10 protein-coding genes are annotated in these 14838 nt (G+C 68.7%); 7 read left to right on the top strand and 3 right to left on the bottom strand.

The window, feature by feature from the left end; genetic code table 11:
• Positions 1–150: 150 nt before the first annotated feature.
• Positions 151–1242 (top strand): 3-deoxy-7-phosphoheptulonate synthase, encoded by a 1092-nt coding sequence (locus ACWF0M_RS30675; RefSeq protein WP_452239208.1) that lies wholly within the window; start codon positions 151–153, stop codon positions 1240–1242.
• Between the two features lie 53 nt (positions 1243–1295).
• The gene (locus ACWF0M_RS30670; RefSeq protein ID WP_452239207.1) at positions 1296–3401 is read left to right on the top strand and encodes a phosphocholine-specific phospholipase C; all 2106 of its coding nucleotides are present in this window, start codon (positions 1296–1298) and stop codon (positions 3399–3401) included.
• Positions 3402–3473: 72 nt separating this feature from the next.
• Here ACWF0M_RS30670 and ybaK read toward each other — a convergent pair whose 3' ends face one another.
• Together ybaK and ACWF0M_RS30660 are read right to left on the bottom strand one after the other, a co-directional pair.
• Positions 3474–3959, bottom strand: coding sequence for a Cys-tRNA(Pro) deacylase (gene ybaK / locus ACWF0M_RS30665; protein WP_452239206.1), 486 nt, complete (start codon positions 3957–3959; stop codon positions 3474–3476).
• 67 nt (positions 3960–4026) lie between these two features.
• Complete coding sequence (locus ACWF0M_RS30660) at positions 4027–4743, bottom strand: helix-turn-helix transcriptional regulator (RefSeq protein ID WP_452239205.1); 717 nt, start codon at positions 4741–4743, stop codon at positions 4027–4029.
• A gap of 75 nt (positions 4744–4818) precedes the next feature.
• Here ACWF0M_RS30660 and folE point away from each other — a divergent pair, with 75 nt between their 5' ends.
• Complete coding sequence (folE, locus tag ACWF0M_RS30655; RefSeq protein WP_452239204.1) at positions 4819–5430, top strand: GTP cyclohydrolase I FolE; 612 nt, start codon at positions 4819–4821, stop codon at positions 5428–5430.
• Between the two features lie 22 nt (positions 5431–5452).
• Here the strand turns inward: folE and ACWF0M_RS30650 are convergent, their stop codons facing one another.
• Positions 5453–5776 carry a hypothetical protein gene (locus ACWF0M_RS30650; RefSeq protein WP_452239203.1) on the bottom strand — a complete coding sequence of 108 codons (324 nt, stop codon included), beginning with the start codon at positions 5774–5776 and terminating at the stop codon, positions 5453–5455.
• A 218-nt stretch (positions 5777–5994) separates the two neighbouring features.
• Here ACWF0M_RS30650 and ACWF0M_RS30645 point away from each other — a divergent pair, with 218 nt between their 5' ends.
• From ACWF0M_RS30645 to ACWF0M_RS30630, 4 genes are all read left to right on the top strand, one after another.
• Positions 5995–7395: a 3' terminal RNA ribose 2'-O-methyltransferase Hen1 gene (locus tag ACWF0M_RS30645; RefSeq protein ID WP_452239202.1), complete on the top strand. Its 1401-nt coding sequence runs from the start codon at positions 5995–5997 to the stop codon at positions 7393–7395.
• A complete protein-coding gene (locus tag ACWF0M_RS30640; protein WP_452239201.1) occupies positions 7392–9914 on the top strand; it encodes a polynucleotide kinase-phosphatase in 2523 nt (840 codons plus the stop codon). Before ACWF0M_RS30645 ends, ACWF0M_RS30640 begins: the two co-directional genes overlap by 4 nt.
• A 1228-nt stretch (positions 9915–11142) precedes the next feature.
• Positions 11143–13119 carry a glycoside hydrolase family 127 protein gene (locus ACWF0M_RS30635; RefSeq protein WP_452239200.1) on the top strand — a complete coding sequence of 659 codons (1977 nt, stop codon included), beginning with the start codon at positions 11143–11145 and terminating at the stop codon, positions 13117–13119.
• On the top strand, positions 13119–14831 hold the full coding sequence (locus tag ACWF0M_RS30630; RefSeq protein WP_452239199.1) for an ABC transporter substrate-binding protein: 1713 nt from the start codon (positions 13119–13121) through the stop codon (positions 14829–14831). Before ACWF0M_RS30635 ends, ACWF0M_RS30630 begins: the two co-directional genes overlap by 1 nt.
• Positions 14832–14838: the final 7 nt, after the last annotated feature.

The following is a 14838-nucleotide window of genomic DNA, read 5'->3' as shown; positions in this document are numbered from 1 at the left end:
GCCCTGGTGCCGGGCGACTCAGCCGATCGCTGACGCCCACCCGCAGACACCAGAGCCGGCACGAAGGCAAGGACAACCGTCCTTGCCTTTTCTCGTTCCCAGCCGGCTGACTGCGTCGCACGCATGCGGACCGGCGGAAAGGTCCCCAGAATGAACACCCTCCCGAAACCGAGCGAACAGAGCCGCGAACAGGCCCGAGTCGTCGACCGACGGATCGAGAAGACCGTCCCGCTGGTCACCCCGCTTGCCCTGCACGACGAGTTCCCGCTCAGCGACGACGTCGCCCGGACCGTCGCCGACGGTCGTCAGGCCGTGGCCGACGTACTGAACGGTGTCGACGACCGCCTGCTCGTCGTCGTCGGCCCGTGCTCGGTCCACGACGCCGACGCGGCCCTCGAGTACGCCGAACGCCTCCGCCCACTCGCGGAGCGGCTGTCCGACGGCCTCCTCGTCGTGATGCGCGTGTACTTCGAAAAGCCGCGCTCGACGCTGGGCTGGAAGGGCCTGATCAACGACCCGGGCCTGGACGGCTCCGGTGACGTGAACCGCGGTCTGCGGATCGCCCGGCGGCTGCTCGTGCAGGTCAGCGAGCTCGGCCTCCCGGTCGGTTGCGAGTTCCTCGACCCGATCACACCGCAGTACATCGCGGACACCGTCGGCTGGGGTGCGATCGGCGCCCGGACCGTGGAGAGCCAGGTCCACCGGCAGCTGTCGTCGGGCCTGTCGATGCCAATCGGGATGAAGAACCGCCCCGACGGATCGATCGCCACTGCCGTCGACGCGATCAAGGCGGCCGCCGTACCGCATGTCTTCACCGGTATCGACCACGACGGCGCGCCCGCGATCCTGCACACCCGCGGCAACCCGGACTGCCATCTGGTACTTCGTGGCTCGGACAGCGGCCCGAACTACGACGCGGAGTCCGTCGCCGGCGCGCAGGAGCTGCTGCGCAAGGCCGGACTGGCCGAGCGGGTCGTCATCGACGCCAGCCACGGCAACAGCCGCAAGGACCACCGTCGGCAGCCGGTGGTGGCCGAGGAGATCGGTGCGCAGGTCGCGGCCGGCAACCAGGCGATCGTCGGCGTGATGCTGGAGTCGTTCCTGCAGGAGGGTCGCCAGGACCTCGACCCGACCCGGGAGCTCGTCTACGGTCAGTCGATCACCGACGCCTGCATGAGCTGGGAGACGACCGAGCAGACGCTCGAGAAGCTGCGTGACGCAGCAATCGCCCGACGCGGATAGCTGTTCACCTCGAGGTCTCGCTTCGGCTACGGACCACCCCTAAGGTCCGGACCATGAGTGAACTCTCCCGGCGTCTGGTGCTCGGTTCGGTGGCGGGTGGGGCAGCGGTCTCGCTGCTCCCACCGTCACTGCACACCGCGATGGCGCAACCTGTGAGGCGTGGTGGTCTGCGCGCGATCGAGCACGTGATCGTGCTGATGCAGGAGAACCGATCGTTCGACCACTACTACGGTGCGCTGCGCGGAATCCGCGGATACGGCGACCGTCAGCCGCTGCGGCTGCGCAACGGCAAGAGCATCTTCCACCAACCGAAGACGGGCGGCGGCGAGGTGCTGCCGTTCTCGCTCCGGAAGGCCGCCGCCGACGCGGGTCGCAAGCCGGACGACATCCAGTACCTCGGCGCGCTGGCGCACGGGTTCGGTGACGCCACGCAGGCCTGGGCGGGCGGCTGGAACGACGACTGGGTGCAGGCCAAGACGGCCGCCACGATGACCTACTACGACCGCCGCGACATTCCGCTGCAGTACGAGCTCGCCGAGACGTTCACGATCTGCGACGCGTACCACTGCTCGATCAACGGTTCGACCAACCCGAACCGCAACTACCTGTGGTCCGGCACGGTCGGCTACGAGCCCGGTACGACGCAGCGCGCGGTGACGAACGCGGCGTACTCGTACGACCACAAGGGCTACGACTGGACGGCGTACCCGGAACGGCTGGAGCAGGCCGGTGTCTCCTGGCAGATCTACCAGGAGTGGGACAACTTCACCGACAACGCGGTCGAGTACTTCAAGACGTTCAAGGACATCGGGCACCGGATCCTGGAGAACGTGCCGGGCGGGTACCGGACGACCGAGGAGTTCTACGACAAGCTCTTCGCGAAGACCGAGGCCGAGCGGACCGTCGCGCTGCAGCAGCTCGACGCGGCGGTCGGGAAGCTCCCGGCCGACGAGCAGGACCTGTTCCGCAAGGCGATGTACCGGTCCGAGCCGGAGTCGCTGGTGCCGCGGCTGCGCGCCGACATCAAGGCCGGCACGCTGCCGAAGGTGAGCTGGCTGGTCCCGTCCGCGGTCGATTCCGAGCACCCCGGCTCGTCGACGCCGGTCGGCAGCGCGAACCTGATCTACGACGTGCTCGACGCGATCGCCTCCGACCCGGAGACCTGGTCGAAGACCGTGCTGCTGATCAACTTCGACGAGAACGACGGGTACTTCGACCATGTCCCGCCGCCGGTCGCACCGCAGCCCCCGTCGGGTGAGGGCGACGACTGGTACGCCGGGAAGCCGATCGGGCTCGGCCCGCGGGTCCCGATGACCGTCGTGTCACCGTGGACGGTCGGCGGTCACGTGAACTCGCAGGTCTTCGACCACACCTCGGTACTGCGGTTCCTCGAACTCTGGACCGGTGTCCGCGAGCCGAACATCAGCTCCTGGCGGCGGACGGTCTGCGGTGACCTGACCTCGACGTTCGACTTCGACCGCACCTACCGGCAGCCGTCCGTCGACAAGCCCGGACCGGTCCCGGCGCCCATCAACCGCTGGCACCCGGCGCCGCCCACCGACCAGGCTGTCCCGGCGCAGGAACCCGGCCGGCGCCCCGCCCGCGCACTCCCTTACGGACCAGCGGTTTCGGGGTCAGTGGCCGACGGCAAGCTGATGCTTGCCCTCAGCAACCACGGCCCGCAGTCGGCGCACTTCGCCGTCTACCCGTACGGCGGTGAGCTCCCGGCACCGGCGCACTTCGATGTCCACCACACGCACGCGGACAAGACGCCGGGGGACAACCCGACCGCGATCGCGATCCCCGTCGACGGTCCGTTCGAGCTCGCAGTCCAAGGCCCGAACCGGTTCTGGGCGGAGATCGCCGGTACGTCCTCCGGCCCCGCGGCGGGCCTCGACGTACGCATCGAGAACCGCGCCGGTGCCCTGCAGTTGCACCTGGTCAACGCCTCGCGGAAGCAGCTGACCGTGAAGCTCAAGTCCCGCGGCTACGGCAGCAAGACCACGACGATCGAGCTGCGCGGCAAGCAGTCCCGCCCGATCTTCTGGCCGACCGACAGCGGCTGGTACGACGTCGAGGTCACGACCCCCGACGACCCGACGTACCGCCGCCGCCTCTCGGGCCACCTGGAAACCGGCAAACCCACCATCACCGGCTGACCCGCCCCGTTGCGTCCGAAGATGTGAGGGCTGGAGGCCCCACATCTTCGGACGTTAGCGGTTGTCAGGACCTCACCGTGCGATAGCGGCCGTACGGGCGTTGGTCACGGTGATCAGGGCGGTGGGGGACAGGCCGATGTCGAGTCCGCGCCGGCCGCCTGACACGTAGACAGTCGGGTGGTCGGTGGCGGTGCTGTCGACGACCGTGGGCAGGGCGCGCTTCTGGCCGATCGGGCTGATGCCGCCGACGACGTACCCGGTGGTGCGCTCGGCGGCGGCCGGGTCGGCCATCACCGCCTTCTTCCCGCCCGCCGCGGCCGCGATCGCCTTCAGGTCGAGCTGCTTGTCGACCGGTACGACGCCGACCGTGAGCTTCCCGTCGACCTCGACGAGCAGCGTCTTGAACACCTGCTCCGGCGCCAGCCCGAGCGCCTCCGCGGCCTCCAGCCCGAACGACTTCGCCGCCGGGTCGTGCTCGTACGCATGCGTCGTGAAGTCGACCTTCGCCTTCGTCAGCGCAACGGTCGCCGGCGTCCCTTGACTCTGCTTCTTCGCCACAGGGTGAGCTTAATGACGGGCGGACCTCCGCCACTCAGCAACCGTCCGCCGCGTAGGCGCTGCACGCTCAGCTGTCCGTTGCTTGCGAGTCGCAGGCGGGGTTGGTGAGTGTTGCACGTCCGGTGATCCGGACACAGCAGTGACCGGCAGTGGGGGCGAGCTCCGCCTGGAACGGGGTGTCGAGGCTGGTGAGGAGGCCGGCGACCAGGTGGAGGTTCATGCCGCAGACCAGTTGCGGGTGGTCCTTCGCCAGTCGCCGGAACGGGCAGTTGGCCAGCGCGATCCCGTCCGCTTCCGGCCGCGGCTCGAACCCGTGCGCCTCGAGTACCTGCACCAACAGGTCTTCCTCGCCGCGGTCGCGGGCGGCTCGGCCCAGTGCTTCGCCGTACTCGTGGGCTCGGCGGTTCACCGCCTCGCGAGGGCTGAGGTTGCTGGTTTCGGCGTCCTGGATTGCGGTGGCGAGGAGGTGGCCGGCGACGGCGTACTGGCGTTCGGGGAGGGTGATCTCGATTTCGCGGTCGGACCGGTGGTACAGCTTCGCGGGGCGGCCAGCGCCCGGGCCGGTGCGGCCGGTGCGGCGCTCGTAGCAGGTGTCGAGCAGGCCCTCTTCGGTGAGCTTGTCGAGGTGGAACGCGGCCGTGGTCCGCGGGAGTCCGAGCGCGCTCGCGGCGTCGTCCCGGCTCACCGGTCCGGACCGGCCGACGACGTACTCGTACAGCCGGCGACGGGTCGGCTCCTCGAGTACGGCGACCGCCTGAACAGCGGCGTCCCAGGACGTGTCCACGGAATGATTCTATCGACAACATCGGTTGGTCTAACAGTATGATGGCGGTTCGTTGACGTTTCAGGGAGTGTGCAGATGGCGATCTCGGCCGACCTCGAGTCCGTGCCCCTCCATATCGTCGCGCGCCGGGCGGAGATCGACCTGCCGGCCGCGCAGCGGGCGGTCGCGGACCTGCTGACCGCTCTCGGGCGGGACCCGCAGAGCGCGCACCTGGCGGACACCCCGCGCCGGGTCGCGAACGCGTACGCGGAGATGCTGACGCCGCGCGAGTTCGAGCTGACCACGTTCCCGAACGACGAGGGGTACGACGAGCTCGTCCTGGCCAAGGACATCCCGGTGCAGTCGCTGTGCGAGCACCACCTGCTGCCGTTCCAGGGCGTCGCCCACGTCGGGTACCTGCCCGGCGACCGGATCCTCGGGCTCTCGAAGCTGGCCCGGGTGGTGGAGTTGTTCGCGCGGGACTTCCAGGTGCAGGAGCGGCTGACCAAGCAGGTCGCCGACTGGCTCCAGGACCACCTCGACCCGAAGGGCGTCGGCGTCGTGATCGAGGCCGAGCATCAGTGCATGTCGTTGCGCGGCGTACGCGCGGCAGGTTCGCGGACGGTCACGTCCTCGTTGCACGGGATCCTGCGCGACAGCCCCAGTTCGCGGCAGGAGTTCTTCGCGCTGACCGGCCTCACCCCGTAAGGGCAGTCAGACGAAGTCTCGGTCAGGCAGACGCGGCTGCCGGCGGGTGGTGGTGGGTGCGGCGGCCAGTGGCCAGGATGTGCGTGAGTTCGCCGGGCAGGAGGTCGGTGCCTGGTACCGGTTCCATCTCGGAGACGTCCAGCCAGCGCACCACGGTGGCGCCGCAGTGGCCGTGAACGGCGAGGATGGAGTCCAGGTCCGGCCAGACGGCCGTCGACGGGTTGGCGCCGTGCCAGCGCAGTGCGACCGAGCCGTCGGTGAACACACAGCCTTCGGCGACGACGCCGGTCCCGGAGATCCCACTGATGTCGGTGTAGCGGACTAGTTCGAAGGTCTGGGGCTTCACCGGCGACACCCCATGTGGCACAAAGAAGTTGCCATGGTCCTTTCCCCGTAGTGGCGTGATTGGGCTTTCGCCACAAACCGGGGACATTTACCGACTGTCAGCGGGGAAGGACGGTCTGTAGCGACTCATCTTCTCAACACAAGCTAGAACCAAACCCCCCGAACACGCCAGACCCTAATCCGCGTGTCTCGATCCGTGGCCCGTGATCGAATACCACGGTGTTCCTGACGATTGGTACCGATCTGGCCGGAGTTGGCGCGCCCGCGAGTGATTTCGGGTTCCTGTTGCACAAGAACCCGGCCCGTCCGCAGGCGATCGACGTCACCGGGGGATCGGCCCATGTGTTCTACCCGGAGGCGACCGGCGAGCGGTGTACGGCGGCGGTGCTGCTCGAGATCGACCCGATCGGACTGGTGAAGTCCGGCCGCGGCAAGGCCGCCGAAGGCTTCACACTCGGCCAGTACGTCAACGACCGCCCGTACGCCGCCTCCAGCCTGCTCGCCGTCGCGCTCGGGAAACTCTTCCGTACGGCGATGAACGGCCGCTGCGACGCCCGCCCGGAGCTCGCCGCGCGCCCGATCCCGCTCGAAGTGCACGTCCCGGCGCTCCCGTGCAACGGCGGCACCGAGCTCGCGGAGCGGTTGTTCGCGCCACTCGGCTGGACCGTCGACGCGCGGCCGGTCCCGCTCGATCCGGAGATTCCCGCGTGGGGTGATTCGCGGTACGTCGACCTGCGGCTGACCGGCGTACTGCTGCTGGCCGATGCACTCAAGCACTTGTATGTGATGCTCCCGGTCCTCGACGACGCCAAGCACTACTGGGTCGGATCGGACGAGGTGGACAAGCTCGTCCGCGCCGGTGAGGGCTGGCTGGGCGCGCATCCCGAGAAGGACCTGATCTCGCACCGCTACCTCGCACACCGGCGCTACCTGGCCGACGCGGCGCTCGAACGGCTGGCCGAGGCGGACGGGGTCGAGCTCGCGGACGAGGGATCGGATGAGGGCTCGGTGTCGCTGGCCGTTGAACGCCGTACGACGGTGGCCGACGTACTGCGCGAGCTCGGTGCACGCCGGATCGCGGACATCGGATGTGGCGAGGGCGCGCTCGTCGGCGAGCTGCTGAAGGACCCCATGATCGGCGAGCTGATCGCGACGGACGTGTCGGCGCGGGCGCTGATCGCGGCCAAGCGGCGGCTGCACTACGACGACCTGCCGGATCGCCAGCGGGACCGCCTGAAGTTCCTGCAGTCGTCAGTCACGTACGCCGACGAGCGGCTCGCCGGGCTCGACGCCGTCGTACTGATGGAGGTCGTCGAGCACGTCGACCCGCCACGCCTGCCCGCCCTGGCGGACTCGGTGTTCCGCGCGGCCCGCCCGGCCGCGGTCGTCGTCACCACCCCGAACAGCGAGTACAACGTGCGCTTCCCGTCCCTCCCGGCCGGCAAGTTCCGGCACCCGGACCACCGCTTCGAGTGGACCGGTGCGGAGTTCCGGACCTGGTCCGAGCAGGTCGCGGACCGCTTCGGCTACACCGTGGAGTTCCGGGCCGTCGGCGCCGAGGACCCTGAGGTAGGACCGCCGACCCAGCTCGCACTGTTCCGCCGGGAGGACGCCCGATGAGGATCGACGTACCAGCGCTCTCGCTGATCGTGCTGGTCGGTGCCAGCGGCTCCGGCAAGTCCACGTTCGCGCGCAAGCACTTCCTGGCGACCGAGGTGATCTCGAGCGACTTCTGCCGCGGGCTCGTGTCGGACGACGAGAACGACCAGGCCGCGACGAAGGACGCCTTCGAGGTCCTGCAATTCATCGCCGGGAAGCGGCTGGCCGCCGGGCGGTTGACGGTGATCGACGCCACCAACGTGCAGCCCGAGGCTCGCAAGGAGCTCGTGAACCTGGCCCGCGAGTACGACGTACTCCCGGTGGCGATCGTGCTCGACCCGCCGGAGCGCGTGTGTGTCGAGCGGAACGAGCAGCGGACCGACCGGCAGTTCGGGTCGAAGGTGATCGCCCGGCAGCGCTCGCAGCTGAAGCGCGGGCTGCGCAGCCTGAAGCGTGAAGGTTTCCGGACCGTTCATGTGCTGGAGAGCGTCGTGGATATCGATGCCGTCAGCATCGAACGGACACGGCTGTACAACGACATGACCGACCAGACCGGCCCGTTCGACATCATCGGCGACGTGCACGGGTGCCGTCCGGAGCTCGAGCGGCTGCTCACGGATCTCGGGTACACGCTGACCCGCGACGACGCCGGCCGTCCGGTGGACGCGGTTCACCCGGAGCGGCGGGCGATCTTCGTCGGTGACCTCGTTGACAGGGGTCCCGACTCTCCCGGCGTACTGCGGCTTGTCATGGGAATGGTTGCGGCCGGCAACGCTTACTGCGTCCCCGGCAACCACGAGGACAAGCTGCTGCGCGCGCTGCGCGGCAAGAACGTGAAGATCAGCCACGGCCTCGAGACGACGCTCGAGCAGCTGGCCGACGAGCCTGCGGAGTTCCGTGACGAGGTCGCGGCGTTCATCGACGGACTGATCTCGCACTACGTGTTCGACGGCGGCAACCTGGTCGTGTCGCACGCGGGGCTCGTCGAACGGATGCACGGTCGTACGTCGGGTCGCGTCCGCTCGTTCTGCCTGTACGGCGAGACGACGGGGGAGACCGACGAGTTCGGGCTGCCGGTGCGCTACCCGTGGGCGAACGACTACCGCGGTCGCGCGATGGTCGTGTACGGCCACACGCCGACACCCGAGCCGGAGTGGATCAACAACACGATCTGCCTCGACACGGGCTGCGTCTTCGGCGGATCGCTGACCGCGCTGCGCTACCCGGAACGGGAGCTGGTGGCGGTGCAGGCGGCCGAGGAGTACTACGCGCCGGCGAAACCGTTGCATGTGGCAACGGCACCGACGCGCGAGCCCGACGTACTCGAGCTGACCGACGTGACCGGGCGCCGCGTCATCGAGACCGCGTCGCACGGACGGCTGAGCATCCGGGCCGAGCAGGCCGGTGCGGCGCTTGAGGTGATGAGCCGGTTCGCGATCGACCCACGGTTCCTGCTGTACCTGCCGCCGACGATGAGCCCAGTCGCGACCTCGCCGGAGCCGGGGTTGCTGGAGCACCCGAGGCAGGCGTTCGAAACGTACCGGGCGCAGGGCGTCACCGAGCTGGTGTGCGAGGAGAAGCACATGGGTTCGCGGGCGGTCGTACTGCTGACGCGGCACGACGACGTGGCCGAGAAGCGGTTCGGTCTGGCCGGCCGCGGCGCGATCCACACCCGCACCGGGCGGTCATTCTTCGACGCGGACCTGACCAACGAGTTGCTGCTCCGGCTGCGATCGGTTGTGGCTGATGCTGGTGTCTTCGAGGAGCTTGACACGTCCTGGCTGCTGCTCGATGCGGAGCTGCTGCCGTGGAGCGCGAAGGCCGAGGACCTCCTCCGGAACCAGTACGCCGCCGTCGGCGCGGCCGCCCGTACGTCGTTGCCAGCAGCAACCGCTGCGCTACGTTCCGCTCGGGCGAGCGGGCTGGATGTCGGTGAGCTGCTGGCGTCGGCGGAGCGGCGTACGGCGAATGCGGAACGGTTCACGGCGGCGTACCGACGGTACTGCTGGCCGACCGACGGGCTCGACGGCGTACGCGTCGCGCCGTTCCAGGTGCTTGCGTCCGAAGGGGCGACGTACCAGGAACGACCGCACGCTTGGCACCTCGGTGTCGCGGACCGGATGGTTGCCGCAGGCTCCGAGTTGATGACGCAGACGCGGCGGCTGTTCGTTGACGCGGACAACTGGGATGCCGGGATCGCGTGGTGGGAGGAGCTGACCGGGGCCGGGGGAGAAGGCATGGTGGTGAAGCCCGCCGCGAACCTGACCCGCACGGCGAAGGGCCTCGCCCAGCCGGGGCTGAAGGTGCGCGGGCAGGAGTACCTGCGGCTCATCTACGGCCCCGACTACACCGAGCCCGCCAACTTCACCCGCCTCCGCGACCGCAACCTCGGCCACAAACGCTCCCTGGCGCTCCGCGAGTACGCCCTAGGCCTGGAATCCCTCGACCGCGCCGCCCGCGGAGAACCGCTGTGGCGCATCCACGAATGCGTCTTCGCCGTACTAGCCCTCGAGTCGGAGCCCATCGACCCCCGCCTCTGACGCGCCGCCCGGCTCCGGTGACTGATGCGTGGGCGGTGGCCGGTTCCAGGGAGGTGCGGGCCGGCTGTGATGTGCAAGCTCGACAGGACATGTCAGGTAGCCAGGTAGTGCACCTGAGCGCGAACACGCCCGCGCGTACACCGTCTCACCAGTGCACTACCTGTCGACCGTGCCCATCCCACCACCGCCAGCACCCGCGCCGCCGCCACCCCGATCACCAACCCGATCGCCCGCCGGCCACCCAGCCGATCGCCCAGCCGATCGCCCAGCCGGCTACCGGCGGGTCTGTCGACACGGGCAGCCCCAGGCCACCCGCCTCCCGGCACTCCAACTCCCACCCATCCGACAGAAGACCGGATATCCCTTGGCGTTGTGGGTTCTCCCCTCTAGTACCAACGGAGAACCCACAACACCGCCGGATATCCCCTCGCATGCAGCCGCGCCGACCACGAACCCGACCACCCAGCCGGCCACCAGCCCGACCACGAACCCGGCCACGAACCCGGCCACGAACCCGGCCACGAACCCGGCCACCCGGCGGGGCCGTCGACGGGGGCAGCCTCAGGCCACCCGCCAGCTGGCACCGCGACACCCACCCATCCGACAGAAGACCGAATATCCCCTGGTGTGGTGGGTTCTCCGCTCTAATACCAGCGGATAAGGCACAACACCGACGGATATCCCCTCGTGTGCGGCCGGGGGCGCTCGATCGGGGTCGGGCAGTCGCACGGACCGCTCGGCGTAGGCGGGATGCGGCGGTGTGTCCGGTGCGTGCGGTGGTCGTGGTGCGTGCGGTTGGCGCGGGGTGCGTGCGGTGGTGCGGGGCGTGCGTGCGCTGATGCGTGCGTGCGTGCGAGCGGTTGGCGCATGGCGTGTGGGCGGGTGCGTGCGGTCGTGCCGGGCGTGCGCGCGGTGGTGCGGTGGGTGCGTGCGTGCGACGGGTGCGTGCGTGCGGTGCGTGCGGTGGGACTGGGGACAGGCGCTGGTGGGTGGGGAGAGGGTATGTCGGGTTTTGGCGCCCCAGGGCTTGTTTCGAGTGCTCGTGGGCCATCAACTACGTCTGCACATCGGACTGGAGAGCGGGGGTAGACCTGTGGTGGGCGGGGGTGGGGAGGGCGGATTGGGGGTGGTGGTTGTGTCCGGGGTGTAAATGTCTGGCGTTATCGCTTGGCAAGGTGTGACATTTGCACTTAGTGTCTGTGCAATGTCACACGGCACAGAGTTGGGCGTGGAGCTTACCGGTGGGTTGCTGCATGACTGGCAGCGGCAGAACCGGCGGGCGACTATCCCGCACGCGATCGCGGAGCTGCGGAAGGCGGGGAATCTGGAGAACCTCCGGCGGCTGGCTGACCCGTCGGTCGGGGCGTACCGCGGGCGGTACCCGTTTCTGGATACCGATCTCTACAAGACGCTCGAAGGACTCGCCTACGAGGTCGAGCGCGTCGATGCGCCGGCCGGTGCGCGGGAGTTCTACGACGAGGTCGTCGAATTGCTCGAGCAGGCGCAGGCTCAGGACGGCTACCTGAACTCGTACTTCCAGGACCCCGACCAGCCGAAGCAGCCCTGGTCGGACCTCGGCTGGGGACATGAGCTCTACAACCTCGGTCACCTCATCCAGGCGGCGGTCGCCGCGCAACGGCAACTCGGCGACGATCGGCTGCTGACCGTCGCTCGCAGGTTCGCGGATCTCGTCGTCACCAAGTACGGCGAGCACGGCGAGGAGGTTGTCGACGGGCATCCCGAGGTGGAGATGGCGCTGGTCGAGCTTTATCGTGAAACCGGCGTCGAGGACTACCTGACGCAGGCTCGGCTGTTCGTCGACCGGCGCGGGCGCGGGAAGCTCAAGCACACGATCTTTGCGGGGGAGTACTTCCAGGATCACGTGCCGTTTCGCGAGTTGCCGTCCGTCACTGGTCACGCCGTACGGATGGCGTACCTCGCGGCGGGAGCGGCCGACGTACACCTGGAGACCGGTGATCCGACGCTGCTTGCGGCGCTGGAGCGGCTGTGGGACGACATGGTCGCGACCAAGCTGTACCTCACCGGCGGGCTGGGAAGCCGGCACTCCGACGAGGCGATCGGCGACCGGTACGAGCTGCCGTCGGAGCGCGCGTACGCCGAGACGTGCGCGGCGATCGCGACGATGCAGTGGGCCTGGCGGATGTTCCGCGCCACCGGCAAGGCGTCGTACCTCGACGTGTACGAGACTGTGCTCTACAACGCTTATGCGGTAGGGCTTTCGGCCGACGGTACGGCGTTCTTCTACGACAACCCGCTGCAGCGCCGGCCGGACCACGAGCAACGTTCCGGGATGGAGGACGGCGGGGAACTGCTGCGGCGCGCGTGGTTCGGCTGCCCGTGCTGCCCGCCGAACATCATCCGCTGGATGTCCGAGCTGCAGGACCACGTAGCCGTTGCCCGCGACAACATCCTGTACGTCGGGATCTACGCCGACGCCCGCATCACCGCGGGTGATCTCACCGTCAAGGTCGCCACCGACTACCCGTGGGACGGCGAGATCACCCTCACCGTCGAGAACGCACCGCCCGAGGAACGAGCGATCGCCCTCCGCATCCCGTGGTGGGCACCCGACGCCGAGCTGTCCGCACCCGAAGCGCCCGAACCATCCGGAGCGCCCGAACCATCCGAAGCGCCCGAAGCGGCCGAAGCGGCCGAAGCGCCCGGAGCCGCCGGAGCGGTCGGAGCGTCTGGAGCGCCCGGGACGGGCGGGGCGGGCGGAGCTGAAGTGGGTGACGCGGAGCAGGTGGGGGTTGTGGATGGTTGGGCGGTGGTGCGGCGGACGTTTGCGGTCGGGGACGTACTGCGGTTGACGTTGCCGATGGTGCCGCGGGCGCACGGGTCGCACCCGTATCTCGACGCGACCCGCGGCGCGATCGCCGTCGCCCGTGGGCCGCTGGTCTATTGCGTCGAGCAACAAGATTCCACCGCACCGATCGACGACCTGCTGCTCTCACCGACCGCCGTATCCAAGGCGACCACCCGCCAGCAGGACGACCATCTCGTACTCGAGCTGACCGCCGGTGTCGCACCGTCGCCGCCCTCCGAGCTCTACCCCGTGATCACCGAACAGACCCCAGGATCCGCCATCGACGAGGTACCGGTGACGTTCGTGCCGTACTTCCTCTGGGGGAACCGTCAGGCCCTGGCCATGCGTGTGTGGCTGCGAACCGAAAGAGACGACTGATGAAGAGAACTTCCATGCTGGTGGGGCTCGTGGCATCGGCGGCGCTCGCGCTGACCGCGTGCGGCGGCGGCACATCCGGCGCGAACGGATCGAACGGCGCGAACGGTGCATCTGCCGGCCCCGGCGCCAAGGCCGCGCAGGGCGGCACGCTCCAGGTGCTCGCGAACGCGGCCTTCTCGCACCTCGACCCGGCCCGCGGTTTCGACGGCGGCGTCAACAACTTCTACCGGCTGATCTATCGCACGCTCACCACGCAGGGCGCCGCACCGGGTGCCGACGGCACCAAGATCGTGCCGGATCTCGCCACCGACACGGGCAAGCCGTCCGATGGCGGTAAGACCTGGACGTTCACGCTGAAGGACGGCCTGTTCTTCGAGACGGGTGCGCCGATCACGAGTGCCGACGTGAAGTGGGGTGTTTCGCGTGCCTGGGATCCGGAGATCGGCATCGGCTCGCCGTACGCGAAGCAGTTGATCGACGCGCCCGCGTCGTACCAAGGCCCCTACAAGTCGGGTGACCTGGCAACGATCGCGACTCCGGACGCGAAGACGATCGTGTTCCATCTGAAGAAGGCGTACGCGGACTTCGGCAGTGTGGTCGCGCAGAACACGTTCACGCCGGTGCCGAAGGGGCAGGGTGCGGGGAACGCGCTGGACAGCAAGCCGATCGCATCGGGACCGTACAAGGTCTCCGAGTACAAGCCGGGTGCGTCGCTCAAACTGGTCCGCAACGACAAGTGGGACAAGAAGACCGACGATGTGCGGACGGCGAACCCGGACGCGTTCCAGTGGACGTTCGGTCTCGACCCGGCGACGATCGACGAGCGGATGATCGCAGGGCAAGGCACCGACGCCGACGCGATCGCCGGCACGATCCAGGCCGCCACGGTGGCCCGGGTCCAGACCGCGCAGCTCAAGCAGCGCACGATGAGCGGTCTCGGCGGATGTACGACGTACATGGGGCTGAACTCGACGAAGAAGCCGCTCGACAACGTGAAGGTGCGGCAGGCAATCAATCTCGCCGTGAACAAGCAGACCGTCCGCGACGCGGTCGGTGGGTCGACGCTCGCCGAGATCGCCACGAGCATCCAGCCGCCGACCATCGCGGGCCGCGTGGACTACGACCCGTACCCGAGCCCGGACCACAAGGGTGACGTCGACGGCGCTCGCAAGCTGCTCACCGAGGCCGGCTTCGCCAACGGCTTCACGATGACGCTCGACACCCGCGCGCAACCGAAGATGCAGGCGATGGCGGTCGCGATCCAGCAGGCGCTCGAGCCGCTGAAGATCACCGTGAAGATCAACACGATCGACACCGCGACGTACTACGAGGTGATCGGTACGACGTCGCAGCAGCACGACGCGGCCATCACCGGCTGGTGCCCGGACTGGCCGTCCGGCGCGACCTTCCTGCCGCCGTTGTTCGACGGCCGCAACATCACGCCGAAGGGCAACAGCAACCTGTCGCAGCTGAACGACCCGGGTGTGAACGCGAAGATCGACGAGATCGCGAAGCTGACCGACGTCCAGGCGGCGAACAAGGCGTACGGCGAACTGGACAAGCAGATCATGGCGCTGGCGCCGGTCGTTCCGCTGCTCTACGAGAAGGTCCTGATGCTTGTCGGCAGCAACATTGGTGGCGCCTACCTGCACGACGGGTTCTCGGGCGGGATCGACCTCGTGTCGGTCGGGCTGAAAGACAGCGGCAAGTGAAGGAAAG

The sequence above is a fragment of the Kribbella sp. NPDC055110 genome, from assembly GCF_053607525.1.
Note: the sequence above shows the minus strand (reverse complement) of the source record. Positions and strands in the feature narration are given on the sequence as shown.